At 71.3% G+C, this 14,907-nt stretch carries 14 protein-coding genes; 5 read left to right on the forward strand and 9 right to left on the reverse strand.

Features of this window, described 5'->3' with window-relative positions; genetic code table 11:
- Positions 1-90: 90 nt before the first annotated feature.
- Positions 91-966 carry a diacylglycerol/lipid kinase family protein gene (locus F4553_RS04325; protein WP_184832309.1) on the forward strand — a complete coding sequence of 292 codons (876 nt, stop codon included), beginning with the start codon at positions 91-93 and terminating at the stop codon, positions 964-966.
- 163 nt (positions 967-1,129) lie between these two features.
- On the opposite strand, the gene F4553_RS04330 is transcribed toward F4553_RS04325, so the two are convergent.
- From F4553_RS04330 to F4553_RS04340, 3 genes are read right to left on the reverse strand one after another with little or no spacing between them, the layout of a single operon-like run.
- Positions 1,130-2,929: an ABC transporter permease gene (locus F4553_RS04330; protein ID WP_184832311.1), complete on the reverse strand. Its 1,800-nt coding sequence runs from the start codon at positions 2,927-2,929 to the stop codon at positions 1,130-1,132.
- 3 nt (positions 2,930-2,932) lie between these two features.
- Positions 2,933-3,670 (reverse strand): ABC transporter ATP-binding protein, encoded by a 738-nt coding sequence (locus F4553_RS04335; protein WP_184832313.1) that lies wholly within the window; start codon positions 3,668-3,670, stop codon positions 2,933-2,935.
- Complete coding sequence (locus F4553_RS04340) at positions 3,667-4,188, reverse strand: PadR family transcriptional regulator (protein WP_184832315.1); 522 nt, start codon at positions 4,186-4,188, stop codon at positions 3,667-3,669. The genes F4553_RS04335 and F4553_RS04340 overlap by 4 nt, the downstream gene beginning before the upstream one ends.
- Before the next feature lie 271 nt (positions 4,189-4,459).
- On the opposite strand from F4553_RS04340, the gene F4553_RS04345 reads away from it, so the two are divergent.
- Positions 4,460-5,695, forward strand: coding sequence for an MFS transporter (locus F4553_RS04345; RefSeq protein ID WP_184832317.1), 1,236 nt, complete (start codon positions 4,460-4,462; stop codon positions 5,693-5,695).
- Positions 5,696-5,859: 164 nt separating this feature from the next.
- Here F4553_RS04345 and F4553_RS04350 read toward each other — a convergent pair whose 3' ends face one another.
- Positions 5,860-6,519: a DedA family protein gene (locus F4553_RS04350; RefSeq protein ID WP_184832319.1), complete on the reverse strand. Its 660-nt coding sequence runs from the start codon at positions 6,517-6,519 to the stop codon at positions 5,860-5,862.
- Between the two features lie 45 nt (positions 6,520-6,564).
- Positions 6,565-7,128 (reverse strand): phosphatase PAP2 family protein, encoded by a 564-nt coding sequence (locus tag F4553_RS04355; protein ID WP_184832327.1) that lies wholly within the window; start codon positions 7,126-7,128, stop codon positions 6,565-6,567.
- 119 nt (positions 7,129-7,247) lie between these two features.
- On the opposite strand from F4553_RS04355, the gene F4553_RS04360 reads away from it, so the two are divergent.
- Positions 7,248-8,000 (forward strand): ABC transporter permease, encoded by a 753-nt coding sequence (locus tag F4553_RS04360; protein WP_184832329.1) that lies wholly within the window; start codon positions 7,248-7,250, stop codon positions 7,998-8,000.
- 78 nt (positions 8,001-8,078) lie between these two features.
- Here the strand turns inward: F4553_RS04360 and F4553_RS04365 are convergent, their stop codons facing one another.
- The 4 genes from F4553_RS04365 to F4553_RS04380 are packed head-to-tail and all read right to left on the reverse strand — an operon-like array spanning position 8,079 to position 12,644.
- Positions 8,079-10,703, reverse strand: a complete 2,625-nt coding sequence (locus F4553_RS04365) for an ABC transporter permease (RefSeq protein WP_184832331.1) — start codon at positions 10,701-10,703, stop codon at positions 8,079-8,081.
- Positions 10,700-11,395: an ABC transporter ATP-binding protein gene (locus F4553_RS04370; RefSeq protein WP_184832338.1), complete on the reverse strand. Its 696-nt coding sequence runs from the start codon at positions 11,393-11,395 to the stop codon at positions 10,700-10,702. The genes F4553_RS04365 and F4553_RS04370 overlap by 4 nt, the downstream gene beginning before the upstream one ends.
- On the reverse strand, positions 11,392-12,087 hold the full coding sequence (locus tag F4553_RS04375) for an ABC transporter ATP-binding protein (RefSeq protein ID WP_184832340.1): 696 nt from the start codon (positions 12,085-12,087) through the stop codon (positions 11,392-11,394). The genes F4553_RS04370 and F4553_RS04375 overlap by 4 nt, the downstream gene beginning before the upstream one ends.
- Complete coding sequence (locus F4553_RS04380; RefSeq protein ID WP_184832342.1) at positions 12,084-12,644, reverse strand: hypothetical protein; 561 nt, start codon at positions 12,642-12,644, stop codon at positions 12,084-12,086. The genes F4553_RS04375 and F4553_RS04380 overlap by 4 nt, the downstream gene beginning before the upstream one ends.
- Before the next feature lie 132 nt (positions 12,645-12,776).
- Between F4553_RS04380 and F4553_RS04385 the strand changes: the two genes are divergently transcribed.
- Both F4553_RS04385 and F4553_RS04390 read left to right on the forward strand, forming a co-directional pair.
- The gene (locus F4553_RS04385; protein ID WP_184832344.1) at positions 12,777-14,216 is read left to right on the forward strand and encodes a sensor histidine kinase; all 1,440 of its coding nucleotides are present in this window, start codon (positions 12,777-12,779) and stop codon (positions 14,214-14,216) included.
- On the forward strand, positions 14,204-14,881 hold the full coding sequence (locus F4553_RS04390; protein ID WP_184832346.1) for a response regulator transcription factor: 678 nt from the start codon (positions 14,204-14,206) through the stop codon (positions 14,879-14,881). The genes F4553_RS04385 and F4553_RS04390 overlap by 13 nt, the downstream gene beginning before the upstream one ends.
- The last annotated feature ends 26 nt before the right edge of the window (positions 14,882-14,907 follow it).

Here is a 14,907-nt window from a genome sequence, read left to right on the forward strand (position 1 = left end):
TACCCGGGGGTGAGCTCTGGCCGCTGCCGTCGACAAACGCCGGGCTGTCAGGGTGGTTGACTTGGCGCCGATCGGGGTAGCCCAGCCGGCATGAGAATCGCCGTGGTTGCCCATAAGCGCAAGACGCTCGGCGGCGGGCTGGCCGAACTGCGCGAGCGGCTCGCCGAACAACTGCCGGGTGAGCCGATCTGGCACGAGGTGTCCAAGAGCCGCAAGGCCCCCAAGAAGGTCCGGCGAGCGGTCGAGGAGGGAGCGGAACTCGTGCTCGTCTGGGGCGGCGACGGCATGGTTCAGCGCTGCGCGGACGCACTCGCCGGGTCCGGTATACCCATCGGCATCCTGCCCGCCGGCACCGCCAACCTGCTCGCCGCCAACCTCCGCATCCCGCGCGACCTCGCGGAGTCCCTGCGGATCGCGCTGCACGGCGCCCGACGGCCGCTGGACCTGGGCAGGATCAAAGGGGAGCATTTCGCCGTCATGGCCGGGGCCGGTTTCGACGCGGACATGATCGCCGAGGCCGACCGCGACCTGAAGGACCGGGCCGGGCGGCTCGCCTACCTATGGACGGGGCTGCGGCACGTCCGGGACAAGCCGGTCGAGGTACGCATCACCGTCGACGGCGAGACCTGGTTCGCCGGGCCCGCGACCTGTGTCCTGCTCGGCAACGTCAGCACCATCACCGGCGGTATCCGCGTCTTCGACCGGGCACAGCCTGACGACGGGCTGCTCCAGGTAGGCGTCACCACCGCCGAAGGCGCGATCGAGTGGGCCCGCACCATGGCCCGGATGGCGCTGGACCGCAGCGAGCGCTCGCCCTTCGTACAGATCACGCAGGGACGGCGTATCGCCATCCGTTTCAGCGAGCCCACCGTCTACGAACTCGACGGCGGGGCGCGGACCGCCGTCAAGCGCCTCAAAGCCAAGGTCGTGCCCGGCGCCGTCGAAGTGTGCGTACCGATCACGTAGCGGACCATGGGCGGTCCGGCGGTGACATACGACGTCCAAGACACACGTCACCGAACTCGGCGCGGACCGGGCCCAGTTGGTGATCAACGCCTACCACAGCGGCCTGGCGGCATCGGATCGACGACCGATACCGCCAGGCCGCTGCCCGGCCGTTCTCCACCGGTTAGGCGGGCTCTGATCGCAGGATCTCGCTGACCGGGCGGCGAGCGGCGAGTCGAGCAGGCAGGGCGGTGAGTGCGCTCACCGCCAACAGGGTTCCCACCAGCACGGCGATGAGCTGCCACAGCGGCGGCACCACGAGTTCGGGCACCTGTGTCGCGGCCCGGTAGAGCAGGACACCCACTGGCAGGCCGGCGGCAGCGCCGACGAACGCGGGCAGAAGCTGCGCCACCGACAGTCCCGAGCTGATGTGAGCGGGTGTCGCCCCGAAAGCCCGCGCCAGCGCCGAGGAGTGCCTGGCGTCGCTGACCGTCGCCCACGCCATGAAGACGGTGTTCACCGTCGCGAGCACCACCAGCATCACCGTGATGGTCGTCGTGACCTGGGTGAGACGTACCGTACGCAGGTTGCCGAGCCCGGCGGAGCCGAGGCCGTTGACGTGCCAGCTCACCAGGATGGTAACCAGTCCGGTGACGGTGACAGCGGTGCTGAGTGTGTTCAGCAGCGCTCGGCGTGGCCGTCGAGCCAGGATCCGCAGCCCGAGCAGGAGTGGGACGGGCAACTGAGCGGAGAGCGCGTTCAGCCATGCCCGCCGCCGAGGCAGGCGGGCGGGGTCGGCGAGCGCAGCGACGGTGCTGCGGCGGACCGCGCGCAGGGCGGGTCCGATCGTGGCGGCGAGCGCCACGGCGAACGCGACCCCTGCGACGATCGTGATGGTCGAGATCGTGACCGCCGGTGCTCCCGGCGCCCCCACCAGTCCGGCGCCGGTGCTGGTGAACAGGGGTGTCAGCAGCCAGCCCAGGCCGAGCCCGGCGGCCGCCGCGATCAGGGCCAGCACCAGGTGCTCAGCGAGCAGCGCCGCGGCGATCAGCTCCGGGGTGGCGCCGATCGCCTTGAGCAGTCCGACCCTGCGGGTCTGCTCCGTCATCCGGCGACCGGCGAGCACCGTCATCCCTGCGATGGCGAGCAGAGCGAGCAGGACACCGCCGACCTGCAGTGCGGCCTGAGCGATCTGCACCACACCGTTGTCCTCGCCGCGGACGTCCTGCCAGGTGAACAGCGGCACCGTCAGACCTTGCCGCCGGGCATCGACGAACGCTTCGGCAGCGTCCGGATCGGCCAGTCTCAGGTTGACCAGGTAGGTCACCGGGGTCGTCGGAGTGGTCAGAGCGCTGAGGTCGGCCGCTGTCAGCCAGACCAGTCCGATGTCGGCTGCCCGTCCGGGCACGAATGACGGCGACATGCAGGCGAGGTGGCAGAGGTTGCTCGGGTATGCGGGCAGTGCGGCCGTGACGGCGGTGCCGGCGATCCGGAACGGCCGGCCGCCGACGGTCACCTCGTCGCCGACGTGGGCGCCGAGAGTGTCGGCGAAGCCGCGGTCGAGCACGACCTCGCCGTCGTGCACCCAGCCGCCCTGTGTCAGTTTCGGCTGGTCGATCGAGGCCGGCGCCTCCTCTCGCCCGATGGCCTCGACTTCGAGGGTGTGGCCATTGGCGGTGATGTCGGTGTAGACGAGCGGGAACGGTCCGCTGTGGTCCACGACGCCGGGAGCGTGGACCAGGTCATCGACGGTGGCGGGTTCGAGCGTCGAACCGTCAAGCGGCATGATGTTCGCCACCACGTCCGGCCCGGAGGTCACGACGCGGGTCTGCTGGTAGGGGTTGTCGGTCACGCCGGTCAGGGCGAGCCCGATGGTCAAGGTAGTGGTGGCGACGGCAATCACCAGCAGGGCCATGATGGCCTCGATGGGTCTGCGGCGCAGGTCCCGCCGGGCGAGTCGGACGATGAGGAGCAGGCGTCCCATTGGTCAGAGCTCCATTCCGACGAGCGTGCCGAGGTCGCCCTTGGTGCCGCCGGACAGGATGGTCTGGTCGACGAACGCGCCGTCGCGCATCGTGATGAGACGGTCGGCGGTCGCCGCGATCCGAGCATCGTGGGTGACGATCACAAGGGTCTGGCCAGCCTGATGGAGCTGGTCGAACAAGCGCAGCACCTCCAATGTCGCGGTGCTGTCGAGGTTGCCGGTGGGCTCGTCGGCGAGCACGACGCGCGGTTCGTTGCTCAGCGCGCGTGCGATCGCGACCCGTTGGCGCTGGCCGCCGGAGAGGGCGGACGGCAGGAAGCCTGCACGGTCGGCGAGTCCCACCCTGTCCAGCAGGTCGAGGGCGAGGGTCCGGGCCGCCCGGGGAGACCGCCCGGCGAGCAGAGCGGGGACTTCGACGTTCTCGACCGCGCTGAGCTCGTCCATGAGGTGGAACGACTGGAAGACGAACCCGACGGCGTCGCTGCGCAGCCGGGCCAGGGCTCGCTCGCCCATACGGTCGAGGCGCTGCACGCCGAGGTGGATCTCACCGTCGGTGGCGCGCTCCAGCCCGCCGAGCAGGTGCAGCAGGGTCGACTTCCCGCAGCCGCTGGGTCCCATCACCGCCACCGTCTCTCCCGGTGCGACGTCCAGGTCGACGTCGTCGACAGCTCGGACGAGCGCTGTGGCGGTGCCGAATTCCTTGCGCAGCCCGCGGGTGCGCAGGATTGACGTATCGGTCATGAATCCCTCCGTGTGGTCCAGGTCCGTTCACACGCCTCCAGCCAAGTGAGGTCCGCCTGCAACCGCAGCACGAGCCCTTCCACGAGCAGGGTGGCGTAGGAGCCGTCAGGTTCGTCGAGCGCGGCTCGCTGGGCGTCTCGCAGGCGGCGCAGCAGTTCCCGTCGCTGGACGTCGACCAGCGCGATCGGGTCCGCCAACCGGGCCGCCGCGACGGCCACGAGCTTGAGGTGGAAGTCGGCCGGCGCGAGCCGGGGCCAGCTCACTTCGGCGATCCACGCGGCGACCCGCTGGTGCCCTTCCGCGGTCAGCGCGTAGACCTTGCGGTCGGGCCGGTCGGCGAGTCCGTCGGACTGCACCCAGTCGACCAGCCCCGCCTTCTCCAATCTGGTCAGTGTGACGTAGATCTGCCCGGCGTTCATCGCGTCGCCGAGCGTGCCGAGCGCCTCCCGCAGCCGCGCCTTGAGCTCGTAGCCGTGTGACGGTTCCTTCGCCAGCAGTGCCAGCACCACATCCTGCATTTGGCCTCCCCTAACGGTTATCCAATTAGATAACAGTTATCTAAGGCGACTGTCAACGCTGCGGCCGGCCCTTAGGGCGGATATCCGGGTCAACCCTGACGCCCTGACCGGGGGCACGTCCTTCACCGCGCCCCGCCACGGTCGACATGGCCTGGTGCCTCACCAACCACAACGGGTATGAGATGCCGGGGCTCAACCGCCCCGGGGACGGCCGCCGTCGAGCCAGCCAGCCTCCGCCAGATAAAGTAACAATTAGGACATAATTCTCTGGGTGACAGAGACGATCAGACCACCCCGCCCAGCCAATGATGGGGCCTGCGCCGATGCGCGGCGGGTCGTCCTCGCTCGCGGGCTGCGCACCGTCGGCTACGGCGCCACCAGCGTCCTGCTCGCGGGAATGCTGCTCGAAGACGGCTGCGCGCCTGCCCAGATCGGCCTGCTCATCGCGGTGGCAGCCGCCGGGTCCGTCGTCGCCAGCATGCTGATGGGCGCCTTCGCCGACCGGTTCGGCCGCCGCAGGGCCCTGCTGGCGAGCGCCGCACTCATGGCGACCGCAGGCGCGATGTTCGCCGCCTGCGAGTCCTATCCCCTGCTCCTGCTCGCCGCCTTCGTCGGCACGGTCTCGCCGTCCACCAACGACAACACGCCGTTCAGCGGGGTCGAGCAGGCCATCCTCGCCCAGACGACACCGGACCCGCAGCACACGCGGGTCTTCACGGCGTACAACTTCATCGCCCTGCTCGCGGGCGCACTCGGAGGACTGATCGCGGCCGCGCTGGGCCGGCAAGGTTTCGTCTCCGCCGGCGACCTGGCCTTCTGCCTCTACACGGTGCTCGCGGCCGGCACGTTCGCGGTCTGCTGGCGGCTCTCCCCCGACATCGAGCCGCCACCCGCGGCACCCCTGGAGGTCAGGGTCGCAAACCCGCTGCCGGCACGCGTGCGCTGGCTCGCCGGGCTCTTCGCCGTCGACGCCTTCGCCGGTGGCCTCGCCGTCCAGACGATGCTCGCCTGGTGGCTGCACCACCGATTCGACGCCACCCCCACCCAACTCGGCCTGCTCTTCTTCGGCACCAACCTGCTCTCGGCGATGTCGCTGCTGGCGGCACCGGCCCTCGCCGCACGCCACGGCCTGCTCCAGACGATGCTCGTTCCGCACGCGACCGCCAACGTGCTGCTGCTCTGCCTGCCGCTGGCATCGGGCTTCGGCCTGGCGGCGACGCTGCTGCTCGCCCGACACGCCCTATCCAAGATCGACGTCCCGGCACGGCAGGCTTTCGTGGCGGCGATCGTGGCGCCGGTCCAGCGCACCGCCGCGGCGAGCCTCACCAGCGTCGCCCGCAGCGTCGCGGCGTGCGCCAGTCCCGTCGCCTGTACCGCGCTGCTGTCCAGCCCGGTCCTCGCCGCCGGTGCACCGCTGGTGATCGCCGGGGTCCTGTCGATGAGCTATGACGCCGGCCTGTGGGCGGCGTTCCGGCAGCCGGCTACCGATCCGTCGGCCGGGCAGTAGCGGACGGGCCACGGAATACTCGACGGACCGAAGGAGCGGGCGCTCAGGACGACGACGACGTGCACGACAAGACGGCCTCGATGAGGCGCGGCAGCGCCCGCTCACGGAGACCGAAGGCTCCTCAGGAATGCAGGGCACCGCCCGGCCCGGGTTCCGCGGTGGTGTTATGCGGGTGTCCTCGCGGTGCTCGCCGACCGGCCGCGGCGCGAGCGAGCGAACTCCACCACGACCGGGACCAGCGAGAGCACGACGATGCCGATCAAGATCAGCTCGATGTGGTCGGCGACGAACGGCAGTTGGCCGAGGAAGTAGCCCGCGATCGTCACACCGGCTCCCCACAGCGCGCCGCCGATGACGTTGAAAAGCAGGAACGTTCGGTACGGCATCGCACCGGCGCCCGCCACGATCGGGGTGAACGTCCGCACGATGGGCACGAACCGGGCCAGCACCAGCGACCGGGCGCCATGACGGATGAAGAAGTCCTGCGCCCTGGCCAGGTACTCCTGCTTGAACAGCCGGGCGTCGGGACGGCGGAACAGCGCCGGGCCGACCCGGCGGCCGAACAGGTAGCCGACCTGGTCGCCGAGGACCGCAGCCACGACGACGAGGAGGCAGACCAGCCACAGCGGCTGGTCGAGGTAGGTGCCCTCCGCCACCAGCAGTCCCGTCGTGAACAGCAGTGAATCGCCGGGCAGGAAGAAGCCGAAGAAAAGACCCGATTCGGCGAAGACGACGGCCAGAATGCCGATCAGGCCGAAGGCCGAGATGAGCTGGTGCGGATCGAGAAGGCCCGGTCCGAGCGCGGCGCCGGCCAAGACAGTCATGATGGGTTCCTTCTGAGGAGGGCCCGCCGGTCGCCCGGCGGATGGTCACTGGTGCGCGTCGGCGGTCGGGTACGGCGCGTCGGCCGAGCGGCTGCGCAATACCCGTTCTCCGAACCAGACGGCGGCCGTCGCGGCGATGGCGATGACGAGCGCCGCGAGGATGTCGCCCGGGTAGTGCACGCCGGCCACCACCCGGCTCAGGCCGATCACGAGCGCCATCACCGCCAGCACATAGCCCCAGGTGCGGTGAAGGAAGACCCCGATCGCGGCGGCCAGGGCAAACGCGGCGGTGGCGTGGTCGCTGGGCATCGAGATCCCGTTGCCGTGTGCGATGAGCTGCACCACGTGGTGGGTCTGAAAGGGGCGCAGCTCGTGCGAGAGCTGCGACACCACCGTCGCGGCCGCGAACGCCGCCGCCAACGACGCTCCGACGAGCAGCAGCGCCCGGATCTGCCCCGCGAGCAGAGCGGAAACGCCGATCACGGCGGCGGCTGCGAAGACGAGATAGATCAACCAGGTCGCGGAGAACTGCGCGACGCGGTCCAGGACCACGTTGTGCCCGGCCCAACCGTTGATCACCTCGAAGAGGTCGTAGTTCACCCTGCTCACCTGCTCTCTTGCCGTCAGAGCCCACCGTAGGAACCGGCACCTGAGAATGCGATGAGAAGCCCGCGCGAGGGCGGGGTACCGTCTGCGGCGGTACGCGGTCTGCGGCGAGGAGGCGACGGATGGGTTCCGGCTCGATCGTCATCGGTCCGGCCTACTGGGCGGTGCTCGCGGTGCTGACTGCAGCCGCCGCGGGCCTGGCGGCCGCGGCGGGGCTGCGCCTGTCCCGGCCGATCCTCACCGCCGCCGGGCGGGCCATCGGGCAGCTCGCAGCGGTCTCGGCCGCCATCGCCTGGGTGCTGACCGCCTGGGGACCCACCGTCGCCTTCATCGTGCTGATGGTGGCCGTCGCAGCGGTGACGAGCGCCCGGCGGATCAGCCGGCACCGCAGCGCGCTCTGGGCGATCGCGGCCATCGTCTGCGCAGTCGCCCCGGTCCTGCTGCTCGTCATCGGCGCGGGCACCGTGCCCGCGCGGCCGATCGCGGTGCTGCCGGTCGCCGGGATCCTCATCGGCGGCGCGATGACCGCGACCTACCTGGCCGGACGGCGGATGATGGACGACCTCACCGCTCGGCGCGGAGAATACGAGGCCCTGTTGGCCCTCGGCTTCACCGAACCCGCAGCCGTCCGCGAGCTGTGCCGCCCGTCGCTTCCCCAGGCCCTGCACCCGGCGCTCGACCAGACCCGCACGGTCGGCCTGGTCACCCTCCCCGGCGCGTTCATCGGGGTGCTGCTCGGCGGCGGCGGCCCGATCCAGGCTGGCGCCACCCAGCTGTTGGTACTGATCGGGCTGCTCGCCTCGGAAACGATCGCGATCATCATCGTCAGCGAACTCATCGCCCACGACCTCATCCGTCGCCCGCACGCGTACTGAGCACCCGGCCATGTCTCCACGTCGGTGGATGTCCCAGCCACCACCGCAGGACCCTGGACCTGACCACTGGGCGGGTGGTCAGGGTCTGCGGATGTGCGCCGGGTCGGGCCGGGCACTGGCCCGGACGGTGATCGCGGTCGCGAGCGCGAGGCTCGCCACCATGGTGGCGACCACGGCTGCGAGATAGCGCCACGCGACCGTCGGCTGGTCCGGCGGCGGATCGAAGACGCCCGTCAGCACGCTGAGGAGCATCCCGGTCACGGCCGTCGCGATGAGTGCCCCGAGGGTGAGCGCGAGGATCCCCACAGTGGCGGACTCCGCCGCCACAAAACCGGTGAGCTGCCTGCGGTCGGCTCCGAGCAGCGCCGCGAGGGTGAAGGTACGGCGCCGTTCGGCGAGCGTGAGCGCGAGCAGCAGGCCACTGGCGGTGGCGGCGAGGAGCAACGCCAGGACCAGTTCGATCCGGGTGAGTCCGGCGAGGTCGACGGCTGTGAGGCTGGACCCGATGGCAGTGGTCGCCGAGCCGATGTCGGTGACCGTCGCCGCCGCGCCGAGCCGCTGCCGGACCGCTGCGGCTACCTGCGCCGGATCGGTGCCGTCGGTGGTGACCAGCGCGGTGCTCGTGACCGGCGCTCCGACCGCGTGGTCGAGGTAGTCGGCGTTGGCGACGAAGAAGCTGTCGCTCGGGGCCGTCGGGAACTCCTTGACGATCCCCACGTAGTGGAAGGCTGCGGCGACCGGCCGACCGCCGGTGTTGACCCGCAGGGTGATCGTGTCGCCCGGCTGGAGCTGGTAGTCGATGACGGTCTCCGCGGCGACGAGGATGCCGTCGGGCTGGGCGGCGAGCTGCCGCATGAGCTCGGCCGCGGTGCCGCCCTCGAACCATCCGTCCTGCAGCCCGGTCGTGCCGATGGTCGCGGGCCGTACACCGTAGAGGTCCTGTAGGTCGGCACCGATGTAGGCGTACCGGTGCTGGAGGGGCTCGATGTGGGTGACGCCCGCTATCGCCGCCAGATCGGCCGGGCCGGTCGTGGTGACGGTGACATCGGCCCCGTTGGTGAGGCGGGCGTCGACGGCGGCCTGCGCTCGGTAGGTGGCGTTGAAGGTGGCGGTGGTGGCGGCGAACGCCAGGGTCAACGCGAGCACCGTGACGGTCTGGGCGATCAGGTGGCGTTGCCGCGTCAGGGTCGCGGTCGCCGTCGAGGCGAGGCGGCCCGTGATCAGGCGCAGCAGTGCGGTGAGGACAGGCGCGCCAACGGTCAGCATCCAGATCGTCAGCCAGTAGGCGCTGAGCCCGGCGGTGATCCACAACAGGGCCGGTGCGGCGAACGCCCAATAGTCGATCGAGATCGAGGCGACTCCTTCCGGCGCCAGGACCAGGGCGTAGCCGGTGCTCTGGGTGCTGCGCCAGATCGCGAAGCTGATCACGGCCAGGATCAGGATCCAGACCGGGTGGGCGCGGCGGACCGGCGCGGCCGCGGTGGTCCGAGCGGCCCGCACGGTATCGGAGCGCAGCTGCGACCAGACGGGCCAGGCCACGGTGGCCACGGCGATGAGCAGCCCGGCGCCGAACGCTGCCGCCGCCCAGACCGCAGCAGTCGCGGGGGTGGCGCCGAAGGACGCCGAGCCGAACTCCAGGCGGCCGATCCCGGCGGCGGCCCCGAGCCCTGCCGCGCCGCCGACGAATCCGACGAGGCCCGCTTCGGCGAGGACCAGCCGCAGCAACGCGCCGGTGGTGGCGCCCCGCGTACGCGCCAAGGCGTGGTCCCGGCGGCGACGCGCGGCTCCGGTGGCCGCCACAATGCTGGTGACGGCTGCGGCGAGGAGCGCTCCGGGCAGCCCGAGGAACACGAACAGGACCGTGGCGTAGGCAGCGTCCTTGCGGGCGGCGTCGAGGGTCGCGGCGAGATTGTCGCCGACCTGCCCATCGCCGGCGAGGACCGCGTCGAGGTGGTGGGCGGCGGCGGTCTCGACCGTGTAGGCGGCGGCCGGTGCGGCGGGGAGCAGATCGGCCCGGGCGATGTGGATCTGGACGCTGAGCAGCTCCGGATGGGTGGCCGCCAGCTGCGCGGTAAGGTCGCGGAAAGTCGTCGCGGGCAGCAGCAGCACGTTGTCCGGTGGCGCGGAAGGCTGAGCACCCGGCGGCCCGCCGACCACTTGGAACAGGGAGTTCGCCTGCGGCATGTCGACGACACCGCTGACGGTGACGCTGAAGGGGGGCAGCTGCGGCCGGGCGATGGTGATCGTGCTGCCCGGTGCGGCATGGAGGTTGGCTGCGGTCTGCTGCGCGATCAGGACGCCGCCGTCCGCTCCGTCGAGAGTGCGGAACTGGCCGGGGAACCGGTCGCGATAGCCGTCGGGAAGTCCGAGCACCACCGCGGCGCCGGTGGTGTGGCGCGCACCGTTGTGGCTGCTCGCCAGCCCTGTGGGCAGTCGGACGAATCCGACCGGCAGCGCCGTGTCCGTTCCCGCTTCGGCCATCGCCGCGGCGGCCACCGCCGCCGGATCGGCGCCAGGCGCGACCTGGATCTGCCAGTCGACGGCGACGCGGGCGGTGGCGCGGGCGGTCATGGTCGCCTGCGACGCGGCCAGGAACACTCCCAGCGACCCCAGCAGCGCGACGGCGGCGGCGACACCTGCCACGGCGCCGCCCATCCGGCCGGTTCGTCGGCGTACGAGTCCGCTGAGCCACAGGATGGTCATTCGTCTTCTCCGGTGTCGAGGTGGCGCGGTCGGGTCCGCAGGACGCCGTCGCGCATGCGCCACCGAATGGCGAGCCTCGCGGCTATCTCCTTGTCATGAGTGGCGACGAGAAGCGCGGCGCCCGTGCTGGTGGCGGCACCGATCAGTGCGGTGACCACCTGCTCGGCGGTGTCGTGGTCGAGTTGGCCGGTGGGTTCGTCGGCGAGGATCAGCCGGGGGCGCATCGCCAGAGCCCGGGCTGTGGCGACCCGTTGCGCCTGGCCCCCGGAGAGCTCGGCGGGCATCCGCGCGGCGAGCCCGGCCAGACCCAACTTGTCCAGGGCGCCGAGGGCCGAGGCCCGGGCATCGTCGGGTGCGGTCCCGGCCAGCAGGAGCGGCAACTGCACGTTCTGCACGACGTCGAGGGAGTCGAGCAGGCTCGGCGCCTGGAAGACGATCGCGGCCAGAGTCCGGTCACGGCGTGGATCGCCGCCGAGGTCGGGCCAGGTCACCGAGCCGGAGTTCGGCGCTTGCAGGCCCGCGACGAGATGCAGCAGGGTCGACTTGCCCGAACCCGACGGGCCGGTGACGGCGATGTGCTGTCCGGCGCGGATGGCGCAGGTCGCTTCGTGGACAGCCCGGACAGGACCGAACCAGCAGCTGGCGCGGGCGGCGGCGAACAGAGTGGCAGTGCCGACCGGATTCGCAGTCATCCCGGCACCTGGCCGTCTGCCACGATCTGCCCGTCGCGCAGCCGGATCACCCGGTCGCAGACTGCCAGGACCCGCGGGCTGTGGCTGGCCAGCACGATTGCGGTTCCGGCCGCCGCCTGGGCGGCGAGCAGGTCGAGGATCTGCTGCTCGGCGTCGGCGTCGAGTTCGGCGGTGGGTTCGTCGGCGATGAGCAGCGGCGGGTCGTTGACGAGGGCGACCGCCAGTCCGGCCCGGGCGGCCTGGCCGCCGGAGAGCGCGGCCGGCAGAACATCGGCCAAGCCGCCCGCGCCGACCGCCTCCAGCCGCTCGGCGAGGTCGAACCTCGTCCGGTGCCCGGCGAGGCCGTGCGCGAATCGCAGGTTCTGTGCCACGGTCAGGTGGTCGAGCAGGTTGCCGTACTGGTAGAGCATGCCGATGCTGGTGGCCCGGATGCGGGCGCGTTCCTCCTCCGGCCGGTGGCTGACCGGATGCCCGGCGACGCGGACGGTCCCGCCGTCCGGCTCGTCGAGGCCGGCCAGCAGGGACAGCAGGGTGGACTTCCCCGACCCGGAGGGGCCGGCCACGGCGACGCGCTCCCCCGCTCGCACGGTCAGCGAGACCCCGGCGACGGCGAGCGTCTCCTCGCCGGATGCGCGGAAGAAGCGGAAGAGCCGGCGGGCGACGAGGACCTCGGCCGACACGGCGCCGGTCACGGCGCCCAGGCCAGGGAGTCGGTGACGGTCCGCCACGGGTCGACGTTGTCAGCGCCGTGCGGCCCGGAGAGCGTGACTGTCACCAGGAGGCCGGCGTGGAAGAACTGGTACCGCTCGACGTCATCGTTGATGATCTTGCCGGTGACGGCGTCGGCCGGTGCGTCGATCCGGTAGGTGGCGAGCACCGCGGGGCCGGCCGGGCGGGCCACGGTCGACACCGCGCCCTCGGCGTACCCCGGCGAGGTCTTGATCGCGGCCAGGCCGGCCCGGGCCGTCGTCTCGTCCGGCGCCGCTGCGGCGGCCTTGGACTCCAACAGGATCGTGTTCAGCTTGTCCGTGAAGCTCACCGCGCCGTCCGCGCGCTGCGTGCTGGTCCAGCCCTCGGGGATCTTGACGTTGTAACCGCCCTGCGGCGGCGCATAGAGCACGAAGACCTGGTCGTCGGGGATGTCACCGATCGAGTTCGGCTCGCCCCCGCCGCCGCCGGAGGTGCCGCATCCCGCAGTCACCGCCGCCATCAGCAGCACCCAGAGCAGCCCGATCCTGTATCTCCTCATCACACGTGTCCTCCGCTGCGCGACCGCACCGGTCCGGCGGTCGATGGGCAGCGACGTTAGGCGCCGGGAACTGAGACACACCTGAAGAGACTTCTCAGCCGGCCTTCAGCTGCGAAGACCTACGCTGCTGAAATGACGTACAGCTCCGAGCGCCTGCAGCGTTCCTGGCGGTCCCGGCTGGGCGGGGTGCGCGTGCGGTCCGCCCTCGCCGCCGCCGGAATCGTCGCCGCTGCGGTCGGACTCGCCGGGCTGGCCCTGGTCTACACGGCCGAGACCACCCTGACCGGCAACATCGACGCTGCGGCATCGCAGCGGGCCGGGCAGGTCGTCGCCGCCATCAAGGCAGGCGACCCGACCCGGCTGGCCCAGACGCTGCGCACCAGCGCCGGAGACCAGACGATCGTCCAGATCATCAACCCCGCCGGCGAGGTCGTCGCGTCCTCCGCGGTGCTCGCCGGGCAGCGCCCGATCACCGCGATGCGCCCTGCGGCGGGTGCCAGCCAGTGGGAACAGCGCCTGCTCTCCCCCGACAGCGAGGACCCGTTCCGCATCGTCGCCACCGGTGTCGAGACCGACAGCAGCGCCCGCGTGGTCGTGGTCGCCCAGTCGGTGAGCCCGGTCAACGAGAGCATCGAGGTGATCACCCGATGGGTGATCGTCGCGATGCCGCTGCTCGCGCTGGTCGTAGGCCTCGCCACCTATGTCTTTGTCGGGCGGTCGCTGCGGCCGGTCGAGGCGATCCGGCGACGGGTCGCCACGATCACCGGCCGCGACCTCGATGCCCGGGTCCCCGTCCCGTCGGCCCGCGACGAGGTCGCGGCGCTGGCCGAGACGATGAACGAGATGCTCGACCGGCTCCAGGCCGCCGCCGACACCCAGCGGCGGTTCGTCGCCGACGCCAGCCACGAGCTGCGCAGCCCGCTCACCACCCTGCAGGTCGGCCTGGACCTGCTGGCCGGCTCCGCCGACACGTCGCGGCCCCAGATCCAGCGCATGCAGGCCGAGACAGAACGGCTCAGCCGCCTCGTCGCCGATCTGCTGCTGCTCGCCCGCGTCGACGAGTACGGGCTCACCCTGCGCCGCAACGACGTCGACCTCGACGACTTGGCCTACGCCCATCGGGACCGCATCCACGAACAGCACCCGCAACTGCGGATCAACGCCGAGATCGAGCCGGTCCGCGTACCCGGCGACGTGCACCAGCTCGACCGCGCCATCCGCAACCTCTGCGACAACGCGGCCCGACACGCCCGCCATGAGATCAACCTGACAGTACGCGCCGACGGCGGCACGGCTCACGTGATCGTCGCCGACGACGGGCCCGGCATCGACCCGGCCGACCGCGAGCGGGTCTTCGACCGGTTCACGCGCCTGGACGACAGCCGGGCGCGTACCGACGGTGGCGCCGGGCTCGGCCTGCCCATCACCAGGGAGATCGTCAACAGCCACGGCGGCAGCGTGGTGGCCGAGACCTTCGCCGACAGCGGTGTGGCACTCCACATCCGCCTGCCCCTCGACCCCGACAAGGCGCCCGGGACCGGGATCGCCGTGGAGGAACCATGCGGATCCTGATAGTCGAGGACGAAGTGGGGCTCGCCGAGACGATCCGCGACGGGCTCGTCGGCGAGGGCTTCGCCGTGGACCTGATGCACACCGGGCCCGACGGGCTCTGGGCCGGGACCGAGCATCCCTACGACGTGATCATGCTCGACATCATGCTGCCCGGCCTCAACGGCTACGAGGTCTGCCGGCAGCTGCGCGCCCGGCAGGTGTGGACGCCGATCCTCATGCTCACCGCGAAGGACGGCGAGTACGACCAGGCCGACGCGCTCGATCTGGGTGCCGACGACTACCTGACCAAGCCGTTCTCCTTCGTCATCCTGGTCGCCCGGCTGCGAGCACTGGCAAGGCGGGGTGCCCCGCAACGCCCGACCGTTCTCACCGCCGGCGACCTTTCGCTCGATCCGGCCCGGCGCCGGGTCGCGCGGGGTGAGGTCGAGATCGCGGTCACCGCCCGGGAGTTCGCCCTGCTGGAGTTCCTGATGCGACATGCCGGCGATGTCGTGTCCAAACGGGCGCTGATCGACAACGTGTGGGACATGCACTTCGACGGGGACCACAACATCGTCGAGGTCTACATCGGGTACCTGCGCCGCAAGATCGACCAACCCTACGGCCGGGCCGCCATCGAGACGGTCCGCGGCGCGGGCTACCGGCTCGACGCCGACGGCGGATAGGAACCGTCCGGGTTCAGCCGCGTCTC

Source organism: Allocatelliglobosispora scoriae (assembly GCF_014204945.1).
Lineage (GTDB): Bacteria > Actinomycetota > Actinomycetes > Mycobacteriales > Micromonosporaceae > Allocatelliglobosispora > Allocatelliglobosispora scoriae.

Bases quoted from the DNA above. Each gene is read 5' to 3' on its own strand.
- F4553_RS04385 (WP_184832344.1), top strand. From the start codon at position 12,777: ATGACGTACAGCTCCGAGCGCCTGCAGCGTTCCTGGCGGTCCCGGCTG.
- F4553_RS04365 (WP_184832331.1), bottom strand. From the start codon at position 10,703: ATGACCATCCTGTGGCTCAGCGGACTCGTACGCCGACGAACCGGCCGG.
- F4553_RS04350 (WP_184832319.1), bottom strand. From the start codon at position 6,519: ATGACTGTCTTGGCCGGCGCCGCGCTCGGACCGGGCCTTCTCGATCCG.
- F4553_RS04325 (WP_184832309.1), top strand. From the start codon at position 91: ATGAGAATCGCCGTGGTTGCCCATAAGCGCAAGACGCTCGGCGGCGGG.
- F4553_RS04370 (WP_184832338.1), bottom strand. From the start codon at position 11,395: ATGACTGCGAATCCGGTCGGCACTGCCACTCTGTTCGCCGCCGCCCGC.
- F4553_RS04340 (WP_184832315.1), bottom strand. From the start codon at position 4,188: ATGCAGGATGTGGTGCTGGCACTGCTGGCGAAGGAACCGTCACACGGC.
- F4553_RS04360 (WP_184832329.1), top strand. From the start codon at position 7,248: ATGGGTTCCGGCTCGATCGTCATCGGTCCGGCCTACTGGGCGGTGCTC.
- F4553_RS04380 (WP_184832342.1), bottom strand. From the start codon at position 12,644: ATGAGGAGATACAGGATCGGGCTGCTCTGGGTGCTGCTGATGGCGGCG.
- F4553_RS04390 (WP_184832346.1), top strand. From the start codon at position 14,204: ATGCGGATCCTGATAGTCGAGGACGAAGTGGGGCTCGCCGAGACGATC.
- F4553_RS04330 (WP_184832311.1), bottom strand. From the start codon at position 2,929: ATGGGACGCCTGCTCCTCATCGTCCGACTCGCCCGGCGGGACCTGCGC.
- F4553_RS04335 (WP_184832313.1), bottom strand. From the start codon at position 3,670: ATGACCGATACGTCAATCCTGCGCACCCGCGGGCTGCGCAAGGAATTC.